The sequence below is a fragment of the Gordonia sp. BP-119 genome (assembly GCF_016924115.1).
Lineage (GTDB): Bacteria > Actinomycetota > Actinomycetes > Mycobacteriales > Mycobacteriaceae > Gordonia > Gordonia hongkongensis.
On the sequence record NZ_JAFFZF010000003.1, the window covers coordinates 164,764 to 187,998 of the forward strand.

Below are 23,235 nucleotides of genomic sequence, written 5' to 3' on the forward strand. Positions count from 1 at the left end.
AACTCGTCGCCGGGTAGCCAGAGGAGTGGCACATGAGCATCACCAGTGATCGCCTCACGTCGATGACCGCGCCCGCAGTCGAGGACTCGGCGCTCGTCGATGCGACGTGGTACGACGCGCCGGGCGGTTACACCGGCGTGGAGCCGACGCAGGAGTGGGCGGACGAGGTCCGCCGCCTCGCCAAGGCGCGCAACGCGACGCTGCTCGCGCACAACTACCAGCTCCCAGCCATCCAGGATGTTGCCGACCATGTCGGCGACTCTCTTGCCCTCTCGCGGATCGCCGCCGAGGTCGACTCCGACGAGATCATCTTCTGCGGCGTCCACTTCATGGCCGAGACCGCCAAGATCCTAAGCCCCGAGAAGCGGGTCCTGATCCCCGACGAGCGCGCCGGATGCTCGCTCGCCGACTCGATCACCGCGGACGAACTCCGGGCCTGGAAGGCCGAGTTCCCCGATGCGCTGGTGGTGTCCTACGTGAACACCACCGCCGAGGTGAAGGGCCTCACCGACATCTGCTGCACGTCGTCGAACGCGGTCGACGTGGTCGCGTCGATCGATCCCGACCGCGACGTCCTGTTCCTGCCGGACCAGTTCCTCGGCGCGCACGTCAAGCGCGAGACCGGCCGCGACAACATCCACATCTGGGCGGGCGAATGCCACGTGCACGCCGGCATCAACGGTGACGAGTTGACCGCGCAGGCGAACTCGCACCCGGACGCCGACCTGTTCATCCACCCCGAATGCGGTTGCGCGACCTCGGCGCTGTATCTGGCCGGCGAGGGTTTCGTTCCCGAGGAGAAGGTGAAGATCCTGTCGACGGGCGGCATGCTCGACGCCGCGCGCGAGACCGGCGCGAAGCAGGTGCTCGTCGCCACCGAGGTCGGGATGCTGCACCAGTTGCGCAAGGCCGCACCGGGCGTCGACTTCCAGGCGGTCAACGACCGGGCATCGTGCCCCTACATGAAGATGATCACCCCGGCGGCCATGCTCCGGTGCCTGCGGGAGGGTCGCGACGAGGTGTTCGTCGACGCCGACGTCGCCGAGAAGGCGCGCAAGAGCGTCGAGCGCATGATCGCGATCGGCAACCCCGGATCGGGCGAGTGAGCAACCCGGCCACCTCGACGACCTCACCGGGCGACGGCTTCGTCGGTCAGGCCGTGGGCGGCGAACTCGGCGCCGCGGTCACCGACGAGGTCCGCGCGCTGATCCGCACTGCGCTCGACGAGGATCTGCGATACGGACCCGACGTCACGACCACGTCCACGGTCCCCGCCGACGCGGTCGTCGACGCGGCGATCATCAGCCGCGCGCATGGTGTGATCGCCGGCGTGCCGGTGGTCGAGGCGGTCTTCGACGAGGTGATCGGGGCGGGCGAGTACACGATCACGTCGCGCGTCGACGACGGAACCCGCGTCGAACCCGGCACCGTCGTACTCGCCGTCCACGCTCCGACGCGAGCGCTGCTGACCGCGGAACGCACGGCGCTCAACCTGATCTCGCACCTGTCGGGGATCGCCACGACCACCGCGGCCTGGGTGGCGGCGGTGGAGGGTACGGACGCCCGAATCCGCGACTCGCGCAAGACACTTCCGGGTCTTCGGCATCTGCAGAAGTACGCGGTTCGTGCCGGCGGGGGAGTCAACCACCGGATGGGGCTCGGCGACGCCGCCCTCATCAAGGACAACCACGTCGTCGCCGCGGGTTCGGTCGCCGCGGCGCTGGAGGCGGTCCGGGCGGCGGCGCCGGGCCTACCGGTCGAGGTCGAGGTCGACTCGCTGACCCAGCTCGACGAGGTCCTCGGACTCGAACCGCAGTTGGTCCTGCTGGACAACTTCGAGCCGTGGGAGACCCAGATGGCCGTCCAGCGCCGCAACACCCGGTCGCCGGGCACCAAGCTGGAGAGCTCGGGAGGCCTGTCGCTCGACGTCGCGGCCGACTATGCCCGCACCGGCGTCGACTACCTGGCCGTGGGCGCGCTGACGCACTCCGTCACCGTCCTGGACCTCGGTCTGGACATCCCGGCACCGTAGGTTCAGCCCCGCGTCGCCGGTTCGGACCTCGACGTCGGACAACTCGGTCCTGGCGAACGGCCGGTGGAAGGACGGGGGCAGCTTCGTCCGCATACCGGATCGAACTGCCCCGACGTTCTCGGTGACAACCCGCACCAGAAACCCGCTGGCAGCCGACACGTATCCTTGTCGGGTACATCAGCAGCCACCAGGAGAGATCATGCTCGCCCGAATTGACCTGCGCGGTAGCACGCCGACACTCGCCGAGTTGCGTCGCGCGCTGCCCCGCGGGGGTACCGATGTCAATGCCGTCCTCGACACGGTGACACCGGTCGTGCATTCGGTGGCGGAGAACGGGAGCAGCTCTGCGCTCGACTATGGCGAGAAGTTCGACGGTGTCCGCCCCGCGTCGGTGCGGGTGCCCGCCCAGGTCATCGCCGATGCTCTGGCCGGGCTCGACCCGCAGGTTGCCGAGGCGCTGCGCGAGTCGATCACACGCGCGCGCAAGGTTCACGCCGACCAGCGACGGGAGACCACCCGCACCCAGGTCGTCGACGGCGGCGTCGTCAGCGAGAAGTGGATTCCGGTGCGCCGCGTCGGCCTGTACGTCCCGGGCGGAAACGCCGTCTATCCGTCGTCGGTCATCATGAACGTCGTCCCCGCCCAGGAGGCCGGCGTCGGCTCGCTGGTCGTCGCCTCGCCTCCGCAGAAGGACTTCGGCGGGTGGCCGCACCCGACCATCCTCGCCGCCTGTGCGCTCCTCGGAGTCGACGAGGTGTGGGCGGTCGGCGGTGCCCAGGGCGTGGCACTGCTCGCCTACGGTGGCGCCGACACGGAATCCGCGGACGAGCCGAATGCCGTTCTCGACCCCGTCGACCTCATCACCGGCCCGGGCAACATCTACGTCACCGCGGCCAAGCGTCTGTGCCGCAGCGTGGTCGGCATCGACTCCGAGGCCGGACCCACCGAGATCGCGATCCTCGCCGACGACTCGGCGGACGCGGGCATCCTCGCCTCCGACCTCATCAGCCAGGCCGAGCACGACGTCCTCGCGGCGTCGGTGCTCGTGACCGACAGCGCCGAACTCGCAGACGCCGTCGACGAGGCTCTCGAGCAGCAGGTCGCGGCCACCAAGCACCGCGAACGCGTGACCACCGCGCTGTCGGGGGAGCAGTCGGGCGTCGTCCTCGTCGACGATCTCGACGCGGGGCTCGCCGTCGTCGATGCCTATGCGGCCGAACACCTCGAGATCCAGACCCGGGACGCGGCCGCGGTCGCCGACCGGGTGCACAACGCGGGCGCGATCTTCGTCGGGCCCTATGCGCCGGTCAGCCTCGGTGACTACTGTGCGGGCTCCAATCACGTTCTGCCCACCTCGGGTTCGGCGCGCTTCGCCTCCGGGTTGTCGGTGCAGACCTTCCTCAAGGGCGTCCACGTCATCGACTACGACGAGGCCGCGCTGCGCGAGGTCGCCGACAAGGTGGTGACCCTCGCCGACGCCGAGGACCTGCCCGGTCACGGTGATGCGGTGAAGCAGCGCTTCGTCGGGAGCGCGGGCCGGTGACGGCCGCCGATCCGGTGACGGCAACCCCGGGCAGCTCGATCACCGTCGACGACCTGCCGCTACGTGAGAACCTCCGTGGCAAGAGCGCTTATGGCGCACCGCAACTCAGGGTTCCGGTGATCCTCAACACCAACGAGAACCCGCACGCGCCGTCGCCGGCCCTGATCGACGATGTCGCCGCGTCGGTGCGCGAGGCCGCCGCCGTGCTGCACCGCTATCCCGACCGCGATGCCGTCGCTCTCCGTGCCGACCTCGCCGCCTACCTGACACGGGCCACCGGTGTGCAGCTCGGCGTCGAAAACCTCTGGGCGGCAAACGGTTCCAACGAGGTCCTGCAGCAGTTGCTGCAGGCGTTCGGCGGTCCCGGTCGCAGCGCGCTCGGCTTCGTCCCGTCCTACTCGATGCACCCGATCATCTCCGACGGCACCGACACCACCTGGCTGGTCGCGGCGCGGGCGGGCGACTTCTCGCTCGACACCGACTACGCGGTCGCCGAAGTCGCGAACCGCGAACCGGACGTCGTTTTCGTGACGTCGCCGAACAACCCGACCGGCGGTTCGATCCCGCTCGCGGACCTGCGTCGCATCGTCGAGGCGGCTCCGGGCATCGTGATCGTCGACGAGGCCTACGCCGAGTTCTCGGCGGCTCCGAGCGCCGTCGAGCTCATCGACGAGTTCCCGGCCAAGGTCGTCGTCAGCCGGACGATGAGCAAGGCCTTCGCCTTCGCCGGCGGCCGGCTCGGCTACCTCGCCGCAGCGCCCGCCGTCGTCGACGCGATCCAGCTGGTGCGGCTCCCGTACCACCTGTCCGTGCTGACCCAGGCCGCCGCGCGAGCCGCATTGCGCCACAGCGACGACACCCTCGCCGGCGTCACCGCGATCCGGTCCGAACGCGAGCGCGTGGTCGCGGCGCTGACCGCCTTCGGGTACCGCGTCATCGACTCCGACGCCAACTTCGTGCTGTTCGGACGGTTCCGGGATGCTGCGGCGTCGTGGCAGCGTTACCTCGACCAGGGCGTCCTCATCCGGGACGTCGGCATCGCCGGTCACCTCCGGGTGACCATCGGTCTCGCGCATGAGAACGACGCCTTCCTCGACGTCAGCCGCACGCTCGCCACCACAGATCTGGAGAACCCTCAGTGAGCACCCCCTCTGCGACCAACCCCGCGCCCCGTGTCGCGAAGGTCGAACGGAGCACCAGGGAGTCGTCGATCTCCGTCGAATTGAATCTCGACGGCACCGGCGTGACGAACATCTCGACCGGCATCGCGTTCTTCGATCACATGCTCACCGCCTTCGGTCAGCACGGCAGCTTCGATCTCACCGTCGAGGCGAAGGGCGACATCGAGGTCGAGGGCCACCACACCATCGAGGACACCGCGATCGTGCTCGGCCAGGCTCTCGGCCAGGCGCTCGGCGACAAGAAGGGCATCCGTCGCTTCGGCGATTCCTGGATCCCGATGGACGAGACCCTCGCCCAGGCCGTCGTCGACGTGTCGGGCCGCCCCTACTGCGTCCACACCGGCGAGCCCGAGCACATGCTCACCGCCGTGATCGGTGGCTACCCGGGTGTCCCGTACTCGACCGTCATCAACCGGCACGTGTTCGAGTCGATCGCGCTCAACGCTCGCATCGCGCTGCACGTGCGGGTCCTCTACGGCCGCGACCAGCACCACATCACCGAGGCGGAGTTCAAGGCCGTGGCCCGCGCGTTGCGCGCGGCGACCGAATACGACGCCCGCGTGACCGGTGTGCCGTCGACGAAGGGCGCGCTGTGAGCGTCGCCGACGTCACGATCCTCGACTACGGCTCGGGCAACCTGCGGTCCGCGCAGCGTGCGCTCGAGCGGACCGGGGCACAGGTGACGGTCACCTCCGACTTCGACACGGCCCTGAACGCCACCGGCCTCGTCGTGCCCGGCGTCGGCGCGTTCGCCGCCTGCATGGAAGGCCTGCGCGCGGTCAAGGGCGACCGGATCGTCGGGCGACGATTGGCGGGCGGCCGCCCGGTCCTGGGCATCTGCGTGGGCATGCAGATCCTGTTCGAGCGCGGCGTCGAGTTCGGCGTCGAGGCGGAGGGTTGCGGGGAGTGGCCGGGCAGTGTGACCCAGTTGCCCGCTCCCGTTCTGCCGCACATGGGCTGGAACACGGTCGACGCACCCGAGGGCACCGTGCTCTTCGACGGGCTCGACGCCGACACCCGCTTCTACTTCGTGCATTCCTACGCCGCGCAGACCTGGGAGATGGACAACGAGGGTTCGCCGTTGACCGCGCCCAAGCTGACCTGGGCCGAACATGGTGGACCGTTCCTCGCCGCGGTGGAGAACGGGCCGCTGTCGGCGACCCAGTTCCATCCGGAGAAGTCCGGCGACGCCGGTGCGCACCTGCTGGAGAACTGGGTTCGGGGACTCTCGTGACCGACGGCACGCCGCGCCCGGACGACGCCGGGTACGGCGACGGACCCGTCGGGCGACCGTCCGGGTCCGACGCGGCGGGCGCGTCCTCGGCGTCCTCCGGTTTCTCGATCGCCAAGCTCGCCTTCTACGCTCTCGGTGCGGGAGTGCTGGTCCTGATCGTGTCCGTCCCGATCATCGCGCTGTGTGCGCACTGGTCGCCGATCGCCGGACTGGTCGCCGCGCTGGTGGCGGTGGCGGCGATGATCGCCGCGATCGGTACCGTTGCCAACCGCATGGTCGACCGCGCCCGGACAGACCTGATCGCGGCGCGCGACGGTCGCCACACCGCCTGACCCGACCCCGATCACGTCCACCGCCGACTCGCCCGATCAAGAACCGCGCTCGATCCAGAACAGACAGGACAGATTCACCCATGGGTAGCACCCTCGAACTCCTTCCCGCCGTCGACGTCGCCGACGGGCAGGCGGTCCGCCTGGTCCAGGGCGCGGCCGGCACCGAGACGTCGTATGGTTCGCCGCGCGACGCGGCGCTGGCGTGGCAGCGGGACGGTGCGGAGTGGATCCATCTCGTCGACCTCGACGCCGCGTTCGGCCGCGGCGACAATCGCGAGCTGCTGGCCGGCGTGGTCGGTGAACTCGACGTGAAGGTCGAACTGTCCGGCGGTATCCGCGACGACGATTCGTTGGCCGCCGCCCTCGCCACCGGGTGCACGCGCGTGAACCTCGGTACCGCCGCCCTGGAGAACCCGGAGTGGTGTGCCCGCGCGATCGCCGAGCACGGGGACCGCATCGCGGTCGGTCTGGACGTGATCCGCGACGGCAGTTCCTACCGGTTGCGCGGGCGGGGCTGGGTCACCGACGGAGGCGATCTCTGGGAGGTCCTCGAGCGGTTGAATCGCGACGGATGCGCCCGCTATGTGGTCACCGACGTCTCCAAGGACGGCACGCTGCAGGGCCCGAACCTCGATCTCCTCGCCGAGGTCGCCGCGGCCACCGACGCCCCCCTCGTGGCCTCGGGCGGCGTCTCGGCCATCGACGATCTGGTCGCGATCGCCGGCCTCACCGGCCAGGGTGTGGAGGGCGCCATCGTCGGCAAGGCACTCTATGCGGGTCGATTCACGCTGCCGGAGGCGTTGACCGCGGTCGCCGGGGTCTGATGAGCGCGGCGGACTCCACCCTCGACCTGCCCCGGCTGCTCGACACCGCCGGGTCGATCCTCGACGCCGCCGTCGATCGCTTCGTCGACGGTCAGGGTGCGCCGAGTGCGATCAACAAGGGCGGCACCGACTTCGCCACGCAGGTGGACCTCGACCTCGAGCGCCACATCGGGGCCGAGCTCGCCGACCGGACCCAGATCCCGGTCCACGGCGAGGAATTCGGCGGCGCCGACGTCGTCGACGGTCCGGTGTGGGTGCTCGACCCGATCGACGGCACCTTCAACTACTCCGCGGGGATGCCGCTCACCGGGATCCTCCTCGGTCTGGTGGTCGACGGCGAGGCCACGCTCGGGATGACCTGGCTGCCGCTCGTGGGACGCCGGTACGCCGCACACGCCGACGGTCCGCTGCTGCTGAACGGTGTAGCCGTCCCGCCGGCCCCCGACATGGAACTCGCCGAGGCAGCCATCGCCTTCGGCCCGTTCGATGCCCGCGGCGGTGGCCGCTACCCGGGCGCGCGCCGGGCCGACCTCCTGCGCGAACTCAGCACGCGTGCCGCCCGGATCCGGATGACCGGGTCGACGGGTGTGGACATGGCGTTCACCGCGGCCGGCGTGTTCGGCGGGGCGATCGCCTTCGGCCGGCACCCCTGGGACAACGCGGCGGGAGCGGCGCTGGTCCGGGCCGCCGGCGGTGTGGCGACCGACATCGCCGGCCGTCCGTGGACCGTGGCGTCGCCGTCGCTGGTCGCCGGTACCCCGACCGTGCACGCCGGTCTGATGCGTGTCATCGGCGAGACGATCCCGGAATGGACGGCAGACGTCATCACCCCAGAATCCACCACCCCGAAGGAGACCCGACGATGACGCTGGCGACCCGGGTCATCCCGTGCCTCGACGTCGACGACGGCCGCGTGGTCAAGGGCGTCAACTTCGCCAACCTGCGCGACGCCGGCGACCCGGTCGAGCTGGCTGAGCGCTACGACCGCGAAGGCGCGGACGAACTGACCTTCCTCGACGTGACCGCGTCGAGTTCGGGGCGCTCGACGATGATCGACGTGGTGAAGCGCACCGCCGATCAGGTGTTCATCCCGCTCACCGTCGGCGGCGGCATCCGGACCGTCGACGACGTCGACACCATGCTGCGCGCCGGGGCCGACAAGGTCAGCGTCAACACCGCGGCCATCGCCCGGCCGGAGGTGCTCGCCGAGATGAGTCGGCGCTTCGGTTCGCAGTGCATCGTGCTGTCCGTCGACGCCCGGACCGTTCCCGAAGGTGCGGAACCCACGCCGTCGGGCTGGGAGGTCACCACCCACGGCGGCCGCACGGGCACCGGGATCGACGCGGTCGAGTGGGCGGTCCGCGGCCAGGACCTCGGTGTCGGCGAGATCCTGCTCAACTCGATGGACGCCGACGGCACCAAACAGGGCTTCGACCTGCGCATGCTGACGGCCGTACGCGCCGCGGTGTCGGTGCCGGTCATCGCCAGCGGCGGCGCCGGCCGCATCGACGATTTCGCGCCGGCGGTGCAGGCGGGCGCCGACGCCGTTCTCGCGGCCTCGGTCTTCCACTTCGGCGAACTCACCGTGGCCCAGGTGAAGACGGCCATGCGCGACGCCGGGATCACCGTCCGATGACACGCCGCGTCCCCTCCCGCACCGATCCGGAAGGTCGCTGATGGCACTCGATCCCGATCTCGCCGCACGCCTCAAACGCAACGCCGACGGCCTGTTCACCGCGGTGGCGCAGGAACGCAGCACCGGGACGGTGCTGATGGTCGCCTGGATGGACGACGTCGCGCTCGAGCGCACGCTCGCCACCCGGAAGGGGACCTACTACTCGCGGTCACGCCAGGAGTACTGGGTGAAGGGGGAGACGAGCGGGCACACGCAGTATGTGCACGACGCCCGCATCGACTGCGACGGCGACACTGTGCTGCTGATCGTCGACCAGGTGGGCGCGGCCTGCCACACCGGCAACCACAGCTGTTTCGACACCGAGTCGCTGACGTTCGGGATCGACGCGGCGCCGGGTTCCGGGGCCGAATCCGGGTCGGGCTCGACGGACCCAGCAGAATAGACCCCCGAGACACGAGTCCCGGGTGCGAACTCCGGGACACGCCACAGCTCGAGACCTTCGAAAGGCGGTGCGTCCATGCCCCTCATCCAGATCTCGCAGACGCCGGGACTGTCGGATCGCGTCAAGCGCGAGACGATTGCCGCGGTCACCGAGGCCTATGCCAAGGCAACCGGCAAGAACCCCGACTCGGTCTGGGTGACGATCACGGAGGTTCCGCGTAATCAGTGGGGCGTCGGCGGCGAGCCGCTCGGATGACCGCCACCACCGGCGGGGCCGCCGACACCACGACTCTCGCCGAGTTCCTCGACCTCGCGCGCGATCACCGCGTCGTACCGGTGACGCGCAAGGTCCTCGCCGACTCCGAGACGCCGCTGTCGGCCTATCGCAAACTCGCGGGCGACCGTCCGGGGACCTTCCTGCTGGAGTCAGCCGAGAACGGGCGGTCCTGGTCCCGATGGTCGTTCATCGGCGCGGGCGCACCATCGGCCCTGACCGTCGTCGACGGACAGGCGCACTGGTGGGGGTCGGTGCCCGTCGGCGCACCCGAGGGCGGCGACGCGCTTGAGGTCCTCGCGGAGTCATTGCGCCTCCTGCAGACCGACCCGCTCCCCGGGATGCCGCCGCTGACCGGCGGATTCGTCGGCTTCATGGCCTACGACATGGTCCGCCGGCTCGAGCGTCTGCCCGAGACCACGGTCGACGATCTGGGCCTCCCGGACATGATGATGGTGCTGGCCACCGACCTCGCCGCGGTCGACCATCATGAGGGCACGATCACGCTCATCGCCAACGCGGTCAACTGGGACGGCTCCGACGAGCGGGTCGAGGACGCCTACGCCGACGCACTCGACCGGCTGGACCGGATGACCGAAGCGCTCGCCGCACCCGCGCCGTCGACGGTGTCGACCTTCGACCGCCCGCGGCCGGAGTTCGCCGCGCAGCGATCGCTCGCGGAGTACAGCGAGATCGTCACCGATCTCGTCGGCGAGATCGAGGCCGGCGAGGCCTTCCAGGTCGTGCCGTCGATGCGCTTCGAGATGGACTCCGACGCCGACCCGCTCGACGTCTATCGCGTGCTGCGCGCGTCCAATCCGAGTCCGTACATGTATCTGCTGCGGATGCCCGGCACCGAGGAGCACAGCGACACCGGCTCGCCCGACGCAATCGCGCGCAAGCCGTTCACCATCGTCGGCAGCAGCCCCGAGGCACTGGTCACCGTGGCCGACGGGGTGGCGACCACGCACCCGATCGCCGGCACCCGCTGGCGCGGCGCGACCGAGGAGGAAGACCAACTGCTCGGCAAGGGCCTGATCGAGGACGAGAAGGAGAACGCCGAGCACCTGATGCTGGTGGACCTCGGGCGCAACGACCTCGGACGTGTCTGCGTACCCGGCACGGTCAAGGTCAGCGACTATCGGCACATCGAGCGCTACAGCCACGTCATGCATCTCGTCTCGACCGTGTCGGGGACCCTCCGCGACGACAAGCATGCCCTCGACGCCGTGACGGCGTGCTTCCCGGCCGGAACCCTGACCGGCGCACCGAAGGTGCGGGCGATGGAACTCATCGACGAACACGAGATGACCCGCCGCGGGCTCTACGGCGGGATCGTCGGCTATCTCGACTTCGCCGGCAACGCCGACACCGCCATCGCCATCCGCACCGCGCTGCTCGCGCGCGGTAAGGCGTTCGTCCAGGCCGGCGGTGGTGTGGTGGCCGACAGCGAGCCCGAGTACGAGTACAACGAGGCGCGTAACAAGGCCACCGCGGTGCTCAACGCGGTCGCGGCCGCCTCGACGATGCGACGGGTGGGTGAGAACTCATGACCTCTGACGAATCCGGAGCCGCGGCAGGTCCTGACGTAGAGGCCATCCGCCGCAAGTCCGTCCGGCGCCGACAGGTCGTCGCGGCACTGCTGATGGCGGCGGCCGCAGCGGCCTTCTGGGGTGCGAGCCGGCTGACCTGGGCCACCGTCTCCGCCGAGGACGGGTTGTCCCCGCAGCGCGCGTTCGAGGTCAACGGCGGGGACTGGAGTCCCTGGCTCACGCCGCTGGCGCTGGTCTACTTGGCGGGCATACTCGCGGCGCTGTCAGTGCGTGGCTGGGCCCTCCGAGTCGTCGCGATCCTGGTCGCCGTCGGCGGGCTCCTGGCCGCTTTCCCGGCGATCTCGCTGATCACCGGGGGCACCGACTCTGCGTACGCCGCCGAGGCGGGCAGCATCCCCGATCGCTACATCGTGCTCTTCGTCGACACCAACCCCCTCGCCGCGGTGGTCGTGCTCGCCGGCACCGTGTGTGCGGTGGGTGCAGCGGTCATGCTGCTGCGCGTCGCGAAGGGGGCCACCCGATCGTCGAAATACACCACTCCGGCCGCTCGCCGCGAGGAGATCGAGACCGAGATCTTCGCCGACTACGAGCGTCGTAAGGCCGCCGAGCAGAACGAGGACTCCGCGGCCGCGGAGCCCGATGCGACCCGATCCGGCTCTGCGAAGCCCGGAACGAGCGGTCGGGCGGACGACCCCGGCCCGGCGGCGGAGCCGACGCCGCCCGGAGCGAACGAGCGGATGATGTGGGACGCGCTCGACACCGGCATCGACCCGACCGACCCGAACGACCCCGACCGTCGCTGAACCGCAAGCCGATGACGGGACGGCGACGGCGACGCCCGGTCGCAGACTCCGACGATGGACGCATCAGCGCGATGAGGTCACTGATCGGCCAACCCGGACGCAACCGGCCCGAACGGCCCGTCTACCCTGAGAACACACGTCGAGGGAGAAGGGAGCAAGTCGCTGTGAGCGTGCCCAACGTTCTCGAATCGATCATCGAGGGAGTGAAAGCCGACGTCGCGGCACGTGAGGCCGTCGTCGACTTCGCCTCGGTCAAAGCGGCCTCCGCCAAGGCTCCCGCCCCCAAGGATGCGCTGGCCGCCCTGCGTCAGCCCGGAATCGGTGTCATCGCCGAGGTGAAGCGCGCCAGTCCGTCGAAAGGCGAACTCGCCAGCATCGGGGACCCCGCCGAACTCGCCCGCGCGTACGAAGACGGCGGCGCGCGCATCATCAGCGTGCTCACCGAGGAACGCCGGTTCCGCGGCTCGCTCGCCGACCTCGACGCCGTCCGCGCCGCGGTCGACATCCCGGTGCTGCGCAAGGACTTCATCGTCGGCACGTACCAGATCCATGAGGCCCGCGCCCATGGCGCCGACGTCATCCTGTTGATCGTCGCCGCCCTCGAGCAGAACGTGCTCGCCTCACTTCTCGACCGCACCGAGAGCCTGGGCATGACCGCGCTCGTCGAGGTACACACCGAGGAGGAGGCCAGCCGCGCCCTCGAAGCCGGCGCCTCGGTCGTCGGCGTGAACGCACGCAACCTCAAGACCCTGCAGGTCGAGCGGGACACCTTCTCGCGCATCGCACCCGGTCTGCCCACGGAGACCATCCGGATCGCCGAGTCGGGTGTGCGCGGCACCGCCGATCTGCTGGCCTACGCCGGTGCCGGCGCCGATGCGGTACTCGTCGGCGAAGGTCTCGTCACCAGTGGCGACCCGCGTGCCGCGGTCCGTGAGCTCGTCACCGCGGGCACACACCCGTCGTGCCCGAAACCTGTTCGCTGACAAAGTGTCCGGGCCGGCATCGGTCCGTGTGAGCCTGTCGGCCCGATCGTCTGTGAGTTGAAGTGACCGCTCATCCTGATTCCGTCCGCACCGACGCCGCCGAGGCGACTCCGCTGCCCACCGCGAGCGTCGGGCTCACCACTCGTACCTCGATCGAACCCGACGAGCACGGCCACTTCGGTGTCTACGGCGGGCGCCATGTACCCGAGGCCCTGATGGCCGTCATCGACGAGGTGACCACGACCTTCCAGAAGGTCCGCGCCGACGACGATTTCCTCGCCGAACTGGACCGCCTGCAGCGCGACTACGCCGGCCGCCCGTCTCCGCTGTACGAGGCGAAGCGCCTGTCCGAGCACGCCGGCGGGGCGCGGATCTTCCTCAAGCGCGAGGACCTCAACCACACGGGCTCGCACAAGATCAACAACGTTCTCGGACAGGCGCTCCTGGCCCAGCGGATGGGCAAGCACCGCGTCATCGCCGAGACCGGCGCCGGACAGCACGGGGTCGCCACCGCGACCGCGTGCGCGCTCCTCGGTCTCGAGTGCGTGATCTACATGGGCCGGGTCGACACGGATCGCCAGGCGCTCAACGTCGCCCGCATGCGACTCCTCGGTGCGGAGGTGATCGCGGTCGACAACGGTTCGGCGACACTGAAGGACGCGATCAACGAGGCCATGCGCGACTGGGTCACCAACGCGCACAACACCTATTACTGCTTCGGCACGGCTGCCGGGCCGCACCCGTTCCCGGTCATGGTCCGCGATCTGCAGCGCATCGTCGGGCTCGAGGCGCGCGTGCAGATCCTGGAGAAGGCCGGACGCCTGCCCGACGCGGTGACCGCCTGCGTCGGCGGTGGTTCCAACGCGATCGGCATCTTCCACCCGTTCATCGACGACGAGGGCGTCCGGCTCGTCGGCTTCGAGGCCGCCGGCGACGGCGTCGAGACCGGCCGCCACGCAGCGACTTTCACCGGTGGGACACCCGGAGCATTCCAGGGCGCGTACTCCTATCTCCTGCAGGACGACGACGGTCAGACCATCGAATCCCATTCGATCTCGGCGGGCCTGGATTATCCGGGGGTCGGACCCGAGCACGCCTATCTCAAGGACACCGGCCGAGCTGAGTACCGGCCGATCACCGACACCGAAGCCATGGATGCACTCGCGCTGCTCAGTCGCCGCGAGGGCATCATCCCCGCCGTCGAGTCGGCCCATGCGGTCGCCGGCGCCCTGAAACTCGGGCAGGAACTGGGGGAGGGTTCGATCATCGTCGTCAGTCTCTCCGGTCGCGGCGACAAGGACGTGGACACCGCCGCACGCTGGTTCGGGCTGTTCGACGCCCCGCCGTCCCAGGACGAGGCCACCCTGTCGGAATCGTCGGACGTCCAGAAGCCCGGAGAGCAGGCATGAGCACACAGTCGATCCCGTCGAAGCTCGGCCCCGTGTTCGCCCGCTGCCGGGACGAGGGTCGCAGTGCGCTGATCGGTTACCTCCCGGTCGGTTTCCCGACCGTCGACGAGTCGCTGACCTCGTTCCGGACGATGGTCGACGCCGGTTGCGACATCATCGAGGTCGGCGTGCCCTACTCCGACCCGGTGATGGACGGCCCGACCATCCAGGACGCCGCCGACCAGGCACTGACCAACGGTGTGCGTGTCCGTGACGTGTTCACCGCCGTCGAGGCCATCACCTCCGCCGGCGGCAACGCGGTGGTCATGAGCTACTGGAACCCGGTCCTCAAGTACGGCGTCGAGAATTTCGCGCGTGATCTTTCGGCGGCCGGCGGTGCCGGACTCATCACCCCGAACCTGATCCCCGAAGAGGGTGCGGAGTGGCACGAGGCGGCCGACCGGCACGGGCTCGACCGCATCTACCTCGTCGCTCCGTCATCGACGACCGAGCGGATCGCCCTCACTGTCGATGCGTCCCGGGGTTTCGTCTACGCGGCCTCCACGATGGGTGTCACCGGTGCGCGAGATGCCGTGTCGGACATGGCTCCTGAGCTGTGCGCGCGGGTTCGCGAGTACTCCGACATCCCGATCGGCGTCGGTCTCGGCGTTCGCAACCGCGAGCAGGCGGCCCAGATCGCCTCGTACGCAGATGGAGTCATCGTGGGTTCGGCGCTGGTGACCGCGGCGAACGCGGGCCAGGACCGGTTGGCCTCGCTCGTCTCCGAACTGGCCGAAGGGGTCCGCTCGCGTCGGGCGTCTGTCTGAACCGGACGCTCTCGTGATCGACGCGGCGGGTCCCGGTCGACAGGTCGAACGTCCCATCCGGTCGGCTAGGGTGACAGCGTGATCGCGCCGACCTCGACGATGCTCGCCTACCTCCCGAGTCCGCCTCAGGGCGTGTGGGAGATCGGACCCTTCCCGCTACGCGCGTATGCGTTGTGCATCATCGTCGGCATCATCGTCGCCGTCTGGTGGGGCAACCGCCGATGGATGGCCCGCGGCGGCCAGGACGGCGAAGTTCTCGACGTCGCGATCTGGGCGGTCCCGTTCGGCCTCATCGGTGGCCGGCTCTACCATCTCATCACCGATTGGAAGACGTACTTCGGTGCCGATGCGCTGAAGGAACCGATCGACGCACTGAAGATCTGGGACGGCGGACTCGGTATCTGGGGCGCGGTCGCGCTCGGTGCGGTGGGCGCGTGGATCGGCGCTCGTCGGCGCGGCATCCGCCTGCCCGCCTTCGGCGACGCCATCGCGCCGCCGATCCTGTTGGCACAGGCGATCGGTCGCCTCGGCAACTACTTCAACCAGGAGCTCTACGGACGCGAGACCACACTCCCGTGGGGCCTGGAGATCTACGAACGCGAGAACGCCGCCGGGTACTCCGACCCCGGACTGATCGACGGCGTGTCCAACGGCGTCGTGGTCGCGGTGGTCCATCCGACCTTCCTCTACGAGCTGCTGTGGAACGTGCTCATCGTCGTGCTCCTGGTGGTCGTCGACCGGTTCTTCCGCATCGGGCACGGCCGGTTGTTCGCGCTCTACGTCGCGGGCTACTGCCTGGGCCGGTTCTTCATCGAATTGCTGCGCGACGACCGCGCGGCCGTCGCCAACGACATCGCGGGCATCCGACCGAACCTCTTCACCGCGGCGCTGGTGTTCCTCGCCGCCGTCGTCTATTTCGTGGTCGCGCCCAAGGGACGCGAACAGGGACTGGAGATGTATCACGACGACCGTGCCGCGGAGCTCGCGGAGCAGGGTGTCGCCGGGTACGTCGACGACTGGTACGACGAGGACATCGAACCGGAGCCGAGTCCGGCGGCCGCCGCCGGGGTGGCGACGGGTGCGGCGGGATCATCCCTGTTCGATTCCGACGACCAGGGTCGGAAGGCGGGCGCGGTGGGGGAGCCGTCCACCGACGACACCGCCGGCACGGATGACCCGGTTGCGGCCGCACACCCCGTGGCCGCGGGCAGCGATGCGGAGCCGGGCGTCGAACCGGACACGGACTCGACGACCGAAGCGGAGCCGGGCGCCGAACCGGAGCCGGTTGCCGACGGTCCGGTCGAGCCGGGCGAGGACACCGTCGAGGCCGGTGGCGAGGAGCCGGTCGACGAAGCGCTCGACGAGGAAGCGCTCGACGGGGCCGAGTCGGACACCACCTCGCACCCCGAAACTCCGACAGACGAAGCGGTCGACCTCGGGGCCGACGAGGAGACGACCTCAGCGACCGAGGCCGGTACCGAGGCCGGAACGCCCGCTCAGCCGGAGACGGCGACGTCGCCGGGGGACGAACCGGCTGCCGACGAGACCGTGGACTCCGCAGACTCCGAGGCCGACGACGACATGGACGCGGCCGACAAGGACGACTCGACCACCGGCTCGGTCCCCGACGCAGCCCCGGTTGCCGACGCCGATCCGGTTGCCGACGCCGATCCGGTCGCCGACGCCGATCCGGACATCGACGCCGACGCGGTCACCGACACCGCCGATCCCGCCGAGGAGTCGGATACCGACATCCCGACGGACACCCCCACCGACACCACACCGGGTGCCGGTGCCGGTTCCTCCGACGGAGACAAGTCCTGACGTTCGGTCCTGCCACGAGCTGATCCGTCGGCAGGGTCACAGGTCGCGGGTGACGACGCCTCCCCGGGTGTTCGGATAGGATCGGATCTCACGGTGCGCGATCCTCCGCCCGGTACCGACCGTTCCAGAGCACGCAAGCGCTCAACGGTTCTGACTCAACCCGGTACCGATCTCGGCACGGTCATTCGTACGCCGCGCAATGCTCCACGGGCCAGTGCTGTCCCATTGGACACTCAGCAGCGAGCCGGTTCTCGGTTCGAGTGGAGGTAGTGATGCTGTTTTCTGCGCTGCCGGCCAAGCAGGGTCTGTACGACCCGGAGGCCGAGGTCGATTCGTGTGGTGTGGCCATGGTCACCGACATCCACGGTCGCCGTTCGCATTCGATCGTCGCCGACGGGTTGCTGGCGCTGGAGAACCTCGAACATCGAGGTGCGGCCGGGGCGGAGACCAACAGCGGTGACGGCGCGGGAATCCTGATCCAACTCCCCGACGAGTTGCTGCGCGACACCGTCGACTTCGACCTACCCGAGCCCGCCGCGGACGGGTCGAACAGCTACGCCGCGGGAACGTGCTTCCTGCCCATGGACCCCGACCTGCGCCGCGCGGCGATCGAGCGGGTCGAGGCCCTCGCCGCCGACGAGGGCATCACCGTGCTCGGCTGGCGGGACCTCCCCGTCGACCACGAACACGCCGACGTCGGCGGGACGGCCGTCGCATGCATGCCGTACATGATGCAGCTGTTCGTCACCGTCGACCCGGCGCCCGGCGCCGACCGCATCGCCGGGCTCGCGCTCGACCGCTTCATCTACCCGTTCCGCAAGCAGGCCGAACGGGTGACACCGGAGATCGACGAAGCCGGCACCGGGCTGTACTTCCCATCGCTGTCGAGTCGAACGATGGTCTACAAGGGCATGCTCACCACGATGCAGCTCCCGCTGTACTACGAGGATCTGCGAGATGACCGCTGCCTCAGCGCGATCGCCATCGTCCACTCCCGGTTCTCCACCAACACCTTCCCGTCGTGGCCGCTCGCGCACCCCTTCCGGTTCGTGGCGCACAACGGCGAGATCAACACCGTGCGCGGCAACCGGAACCGGATGCGTGCCCGCGAGGCGCTCCTCGAGACCGACCTCATCCCCGGCGATCTCAAGCGCGCATTCCCGATCTGCACGCCCGAGGCCTCCGACTCGGCGTCGCTCGACGAGGTCCTCGAACTCCTGCACCTCGGCGGTCGGGACGTCCACCACGCGGTGATGATGATGGTGCCCGAGGCGTGGGAGAACGTGCCCGACATGGATCCCCGTCGTCGGGCGTTCCTGCAGTTCAACTCCTCGCTCATGGAGGCCTGGGACGGTCCCGCGTGCGTCACGTTCACCGACGGCACGGTCGTCGGCGCGGTCCTCGACCGCAACGGACTGCGCCCGGGCCGGTGGTGGCAGACCCGCGACGGCCGGGTCATCCTCGCCTCCGAGTCCGGTGTGCTCGACGTCCCGGTCGACGACGTGATCAGCAAGGGCCGGCTCGAACCCGGCCGCATGTTCCTCGTCGACACCGAGCAGGGCCGGATCATCCCGGACGAGGAACTCAAGGGCGAGCTCATGAACGCCGAGGCGTACGACGAGTGGCTCCACGCCGGGTTGCTCGACATCGCCACGCTCCCGGACCGGCCGGTCTTCCAGCCCAACCACGACACCGTCGTCCGCCGGCAGATCTCCTTCGGTTACACCGAGGAGGATCTGCGCGTACTCCTGACCCCGATGGCGGCGTCGGGCTACGAACCCCTCGGATCGATGGGCACCGACACCCCGGTCGCCGTGCTGTCGCAGCGTTCGCGGCTGCTCTACGACTACTTCGTCGAGCTGTTCGCCCAGGTCACGAATCCGCCGCTGGATGCGATCCGCGAGGAGATCGTCACGTCGATGAGTCGCGTGATGGGTCCGGAGCAGAACCTGCTGCGGCCGACCGCGGCGTCGTGCCGCCAGATCATGGTGCACTGGCCGGTGCTGGACAATGCCGAGCTGGCCAAGCTCGTCCACATCAACGACGACGGTGACAATCCTGGTCTGTCGGCGAAGGTGCTGCGGGCGCTCTACGAGGTGTCCGAGGGCGGTGCGGGTCTCGCCGCGGCGCTCGAGGACCTCCGGCTGCGGGCCAGTCAGGCGATCGCCGAGGGGCACACGACGCTGGTGATCTCCGACCGGCTCACCGACGCCGAGCACGCGCCCATCCCGTCGCTGCTGGCCACCTCGGCGGTGCACCACCACCTGGTCCGCACCAAGGAGCGGACGCGGGTCGCCCTCGTCGTGGAGTCCGGCGATGCCCGCGAGGTCCACCACATCGCGACCCTGATCGGATTCGGCGCGGCCGCGGTCAATCCCTACCTGGCGCTCGAGACCATCGAGGATCTGATCGCCGAGGGTGAGCTGACCGGGGTGACCCGGGCCAAGGCGATCGGCAACTATCTGGAGGCGCTGGGCAAGGGTGTGCTGAAGGTGATGAGCAAGATGGGTATCTCGACCATCAGCTCCTACACCGCCGCACAGGCTTTCGAGGCCGTGGGATTGTCGTCGGAGGTGGTGCGCGAGTACTTCACCCGGACGGTGTCGCGGATCGAGGGCGTCGGACTCGACGAACTGGCCGAGGAGGTGCGCATCCGCCACCACCGGGCCTTCCCGGAGAACCCCACCGAACAGGTCTACCGTCGACTCGAGGTCGGCGGCGAGTACCAGTACCGCCGCGAGGGCGAATTGCACCTGTTCTCGCCCGAGACCATCTTCCTGCTGCAGCACGCCACCAAGACCGGCCGGGCCGAGATCTTCCAGAAGTACTCCGACGAGGTCGACCGGCTCTCGCGTGAGGGTGGCACCCTGCGCGGACTGTTCGACTTCGATCTCGATGCGCGCGAACCGATCCCGCTCGACGAGGTGGAGCCGGTCGAGGACATCATGAAGCGCTTCAACACCGGCGCGATGAGTTACGGATCGATCTCCGCGGAGGCCCACGAGACCATCGCGATGGCCATGAACCGGATCGGCGGCCGGTCGAACTCGGGGGAGGGCGGCGAGGACGTCGAGCGTCTCTACGATCCGGAACGCCGCAGCGCGGTCAAGCAGGTCGCGTCGGGCCGGTTCGGCGTGACCAGCGACTACCTCATCAACGCCACCGACATCCAGATCAAGATGGCGCAGGGTGCCAAACCCGGTGAGGGCGGCCAGCTCCCGGCCTACAAGGTGTATCCGTGGATCGCGAAGACCCGGCATTCGACGCCGGGTGTCGCGCTGATCTCGCCGCCGCCGCACCACGACATCTACTCGATCGAGGATCTCGCCCAGTTGATCCACGACCTGAAGAACGCGAATTCGCAGGCACGCATCCATGTGAAGCTGGTCAGTGCGGTCGGCGTGGGGACGGTCGCGACCGGGGTGTCGAAGGCGCACGCCGACGTCGTCCTCATCTCCGGGCACGACGGCGGCACCGGCGCGTCGCCGCTGACCTCGCTCAAACACGCCGGCACGCCGTGGGAGATCGGCCTCGCCGACGCCCAGCAGACGCTGATGTTGAACGGCCTGCGCGACCGCATCACGGTGCAGTGCGACGGGGCGCTGCGCACCGGGCGCGATGTCATCACCGCGGCCTTGCTCGGCGCCGAGGAATACGGGTTCTCCACCGCGCCGCTGATCGTCGCCGGGTGCATCATGATGCGCGTTTGTCACCTCGACACGTGCCCGGTCGGCGTCGCCACCCAGAATCCGCTGTTGCGGTCCCGCTTCACCGGTCAGGTCGACCACCTGGTCAACTTCTTCCGCTTCATCGCCGAGGACGTCCGGAAGTATCTGGCGCAGTTGGGTTATCGCACGCTCGACGACGCCATCGGGCAGTCGCAGCGTCTGCACACCGACGCGGCGGTCGCGCACTGGAAGTCCAAGGGGCTCGACCTCAGCCCGATCTTCCGCAAGGTCGAGGACAAGGGACCGAGTCGTCGGGTGCGGGGCCAGGAACACGGCCTCGAGCGCGCGCTGGACCAGACGCTGATCCAGCTCGCCGAGGGTGCACTCGAGGACGCACACCCGGTGACCCTGGAGTTGCCGGTGCGCAACGTGAACCGGACGGTCGGCACCCTGCTCGGCTCGGAGGTGACCCGGCGGTACGGGGCCGACGGCCTCGCCGACGACACGATCACGGTCAGGCTCGAGGGCTCGGCCGGGCAATCGCTCGGGGCCTTCCTGCCGCCGGGAGTGACGATCCGGTTGACCGGTGACACCAACGACTACGTCGGAAAGGGATTGTGCGGCGGCAAGATCGTCGTCACGCCGAATCCCGACTCGCTGTTCGTCGCCGAGGACCAGGTGATCGCCGGCAACACGATCCTCTACGGGGCGACCTCCGGCGAGGTGTACCTCAGAGGCCGAGTGGGCGAACGCTTCTCGGTACGCAACTCGGGTGCGACGGCGGTCGTCGAAGGAGTGGGCGACCACGCCTGCGAGTACATGACCGGTGGCCGGGTGGTCGTCCTCGGACCAACGGGACGCAATCTCGCGGCCGGCATGTCGGGTGGTATCGCGTTCGTCCACGACCTCGATCCCGCGAAGGTCAACATGGCCATGGTCGAACTCCTGCGTCCCGACCCGGAAGACCTCGCCTGGCTCAAGCACACCATCGCCACGCACACGGAACTGACCGGTTCCGCGATCGGCGCATCGATACTGGCCGACTGGCCTCGACGCTGCCTGGCGTTCACCAAGGTGATGCCCACCGATTACAAGCGTGTCCTCGACGCGGCCCGGATGGCCGAAGCCGAAGGGCGCGACGTCGATTCAGCGATCATGGAGGCGGCACGTGGCTGACCCGCGCGGGTTCCTGGAGGTCCCGAAGAAAGAGGCGAAGTACCGTCCGGTCGCCGAACGCGTCCAGGACTGGGACGACGTCTACGAACACGCCGACAATCCGATCAAGGTCCTCGACGAGGTCAGCGGACAGGCCCGCCGGTGTATGGACTGCGGTATCCCGTTCTGTCACTCCGGAACCGCGGGTTGCCCACTGGGCAATCTCATCCCGGAGTGGAACGACCTCGTCCGGCGCGGCCGGTGGGATGCCGCGAGCAGCAGGCTGCACGCGACCAACAACTTCCCGGAGTTCACCGGGATGGTGTGCCCGGCGCCGTGCGAGTCCGCCTGCGTGCTGTCGATCTCCGAACCGGCGACCGGCGGCAGCGTGACGATCAAGCGCATCGAGAAGACCATCGCCTACGAGTCGTGGGCCGAAGGCATCATCGGGCCCGAGCCGCCCGAGTCCACGACCGGCAAGTCGGTCGGGGTCGTCGGCTCCGGACCCGCGGGACTGGCTGCGGCACAACAGCTCACCCGGGCTGGTCACGACGTCACCGTCTACGAGCGCGACGACCGTCTCGGCGGTTTGCTCCGCTACGGCATCCCGGAGTACAAGCTGCAGAAGTCCGACATCGACCGACGTATCGCGCAGATGCGGGCGGAGGGAACGACCTTCGTCACCAACTGCGACGTGGGGGCCGACCTGTCCGTGGCTGATCTACGCGCGAACCACGACGCGGTGGTCCTGGCCATCGGTGCGATGGAGGCACGCGACAACCCGGTGCCGGGGCGGGAGCTGAACGGCATCCACCTCGCCATGGAGCATCTCGTGCCCGCCAACAAGGAGTGCGAGGGCGACGGGCCGTCACCCATCACCGCCGCGGGCAAGCACGTCGTGATCATCGGCGGTGGTGACACGGGAGCCGACTGCCTGGGTACGGCGCACCGTCAGGGCGCGGCCTCGGTCGTGCAACTCGACTACAACCCGGAACTGCCCGGGCAGCGCGACGACGAACGGTCGCCGTGGCCGACATGGCCGTTGATCATGCGGACCTCGAGCGCACACGACGAGGGCGGCGAACGGCTGCACCAGGTTGCGGTTCAGCGATTCGAGGGTGACGAGGACGGCAACGTCACGACGATGGTGCTCGCCGAGGTGGAGGTGACGCGCGATGCCGACGGGCGCCGCGAGATCACGCCGGTGAGTGAGGAATTCGAGATCCCCTGCGAGCTGGCCCTGTTCGCGATCGGGTTCGCCGGGGTACGGGGTGGGGCGCTGCTCGCCGATCTCGAGATCGAGCCGAACCGGCGCGGCGTCATCTCCTGCGGGAGCGACTGGCAGACCGACGCCCCGGGCGTGTTCGTCTGCGGTGACGCCCACCGCGGCGCGTCGCTCGTGGTGTCGGCGATCGCGGAAGGTCGCTCGACCGCGCGTGCGGTCGACGAGTTCCTGGTCGGCGAGTCCGACCTCCCGTCTCCGGTCCGTCCGGCGTCCCTGCCCCTGTCGGTGCGCTGAGCAGGCCCTCGCCGCCAC

General features: G+C 69.3%; 20 protein-coding genes. All 20 read left to right on the top strand.

What is annotated here, in order from left to right; all coding sequences use genetic code 11:
• Positions 1 to 32: 32 nt before the first annotated feature.
• The 20 genes from nadA (at position 33) to JW364_RS03460 (ending at position 23,217) form a co-directional block, all read left to right on the top strand.
• Positions 33 to 1,106: a quinolinate synthase NadA gene (nadA, locus tag JW364_RS03365; protein ID WP_055476574.1), complete on the top strand. Its 1,074-nt coding sequence runs from the start codon at positions 33 to 35 to the stop codon at positions 1,104 to 1,106.
• The gene (gene nadC, locus JW364_RS03370) at positions 1,103 to 2,032 is read left to right on the top strand and encodes a carboxylating nicotinate-nucleotide diphosphorylase (RefSeq protein ID WP_165629927.1); all 930 of its coding nucleotides are present in this window, start codon (positions 1,103 to 1,105) and stop codon (positions 2,030 to 2,032) included. The genes nadA and nadC overlap by 4 nt, the downstream gene beginning before the upstream one ends.
• Positions 2,033 to 2,231: 199 nt before the next feature.
• Positions 2,232 to 3,575 carry a histidinol dehydrogenase gene (gene hisD, locus JW364_RS03375; protein WP_055476576.1) on the top strand — a complete coding sequence of 448 codons (1,344 nt, stop codon included), beginning with the start codon at positions 2,232 to 2,234 and terminating at the stop codon, positions 3,573 to 3,575.
• Entirely contained in the window at positions 3,572 to 4,717 is a 1,146-nt protein-coding gene (locus JW364_RS03380; RefSeq protein WP_055476577.1) for a histidinol-phosphate transaminase, read from the top strand. The genes hisD and JW364_RS03380 overlap by 4 nt, the downstream gene beginning before the upstream one ends.
• Entirely contained in the window at positions 4,714 to 5,352 is a 639-nt protein-coding gene (gene hisB, locus JW364_RS03385) for an imidazoleglycerol-phosphate dehydratase HisB (RefSeq protein ID WP_055476578.1), read from the top strand. Before JW364_RS03380 ends, hisB begins: the two co-directional genes overlap by 4 nt.
• Positions 5,349 to 5,990, top strand: coding sequence for an imidazole glycerol phosphate synthase subunit HisH (gene hisH / locus JW364_RS03390; protein ID WP_068970342.1), 642 nt, complete (start codon positions 5,349 to 5,351; stop codon positions 5,988 to 5,990). The genes hisB and hisH overlap by 4 nt, the downstream gene beginning before the upstream one ends.
• Positions 5,987 to 6,322: a hypothetical protein gene (locus tag JW364_RS03395; RefSeq protein ID WP_068970343.1), complete on the top strand. Its 336-nt coding sequence runs from the start codon at positions 5,987 to 5,989 to the stop codon at positions 6,320 to 6,322. The genes hisH and JW364_RS03395 overlap by 4 nt, the downstream gene beginning before the upstream one ends.
• 80 nt (positions 6,323 to 6,402) lie before the next feature.
• A complete protein-coding gene (gene priA / locus JW364_RS03400; protein ID WP_058251759.1) occupies positions 6,403 to 7,146 on the top strand; it encodes a bifunctional 1-(5-phosphoribosyl)-5-((5-phosphoribosylamino)methylideneamino)imidazole-4-carboxamide isomerase/phosphoribosylanthranilate isomerase PriA in 744 nt (247 codons plus the stop codon).
• Positions 7,146 to 8,012 carry an inositol monophosphatase family protein gene (locus JW364_RS03405; RefSeq protein ID WP_068970344.1) on the top strand — a complete coding sequence of 289 codons (867 nt, stop codon included), beginning with the start codon at positions 7,146 to 7,148 and terminating at the stop codon, positions 8,010 to 8,012. Before priA ends, JW364_RS03405 begins: the two co-directional genes overlap by 1 nt.
• Positions 8,009 to 8,782: an imidazole glycerol phosphate synthase subunit HisF gene (gene hisF, locus JW364_RS03410; RefSeq protein WP_065632344.1), complete on the top strand. Its 774-nt coding sequence runs from the start codon at positions 8,009 to 8,011 to the stop codon at positions 8,780 to 8,782. Before JW364_RS03405 ends, hisF begins: the two co-directional genes overlap by 4 nt.
• 40 nt (positions 8,783 to 8,822) lie before the next feature.
• Positions 8,823 to 9,224 (top strand): phosphoribosyl-AMP cyclohydrolase, encoded by a 402-nt coding sequence (gene hisI, locus JW364_RS03415; RefSeq protein ID WP_058251762.1) that lies wholly within the window; start codon positions 8,823 to 8,825, stop codon positions 9,222 to 9,224.
• 75 nt (positions 9,225 to 9,299) lie between these two features.
• A complete protein-coding gene (locus tag JW364_RS03420; protein ID WP_004021167.1) occupies positions 9,300 to 9,479 on the top strand; it encodes a tautomerase family protein in 180 nt (59 codons plus the stop codon).
• The gene (locus JW364_RS03425; protein ID WP_137808506.1) at positions 9,476 to 11,050 is read left to right on the top strand and encodes an anthranilate synthase component I; all 1,575 of its coding nucleotides are present in this window, start codon (positions 9,476 to 9,478) and stop codon (positions 11,048 to 11,050) included. The genes JW364_RS03420 and JW364_RS03425 overlap by 4 nt, the downstream gene beginning before the upstream one ends.
• Complete coding sequence (locus JW364_RS03430) at positions 11,047 to 11,853, top strand: TIGR02234 family membrane protein (RefSeq protein ID WP_205332997.1); 807 nt, start codon at positions 11,047 to 11,049, stop codon at positions 11,851 to 11,853. Before JW364_RS03425 ends, JW364_RS03430 begins: the two co-directional genes overlap by 4 nt.
• A gap of 164 nt (positions 11,854 to 12,017) precedes the next feature.
• Entirely contained in the window at positions 12,018 to 12,836 is an 819-nt protein-coding gene (trpC, locus tag JW364_RS03435; protein ID WP_065632347.1) for an indole-3-glycerol phosphate synthase TrpC, read from the top strand.
• A 62-nt stretch (positions 12,837 to 12,898) separates the two neighbouring features.
• Positions 12,899 to 14,245 (top strand): tryptophan synthase subunit beta, encoded by a 1,347-nt coding sequence (gene trpB / locus JW364_RS03440; protein WP_205332996.1) that lies wholly within the window; start codon positions 12,899 to 12,901, stop codon positions 14,243 to 14,245.
• Positions 14,242 to 15,051, top strand: coding sequence for a tryptophan synthase subunit alpha (gene trpA / locus JW364_RS03445; protein WP_068970347.1), 810 nt, complete (start codon positions 14,242 to 14,244; stop codon positions 15,049 to 15,051). The genes trpB and trpA overlap by 4 nt, the downstream gene beginning before the upstream one ends.
• Before the next feature lie 78 nt (positions 15,052 to 15,129).
• Entirely contained in the window at positions 15,130 to 16,875 is a 1,746-nt protein-coding gene (gene lgt, locus JW364_RS03450) for a prolipoprotein diacylglyceryl transferase (RefSeq protein ID WP_068970348.1), read from the top strand.
• A gap of 272 nt (positions 16,876 to 17,147) precedes the next feature.
• A complete protein-coding gene (gltB, locus tag JW364_RS03455; protein ID WP_137808509.1) occupies positions 17,148 to 21,719 on the top strand; it encodes a glutamate synthase large subunit in 4,572 nt (1,523 codons plus the stop codon).
• A complete protein-coding gene (locus JW364_RS03460) occupies positions 21,712 to 23,217 on the top strand; it encodes a glutamate synthase subunit beta (RefSeq protein WP_205332995.1) in 1,506 nt (501 codons plus the stop codon). The genes gltB and JW364_RS03460 overlap by 8 nt, the downstream gene beginning before the upstream one ends.
• Positions 23,218 to 23,235: the final 18 nt, after the last annotated feature.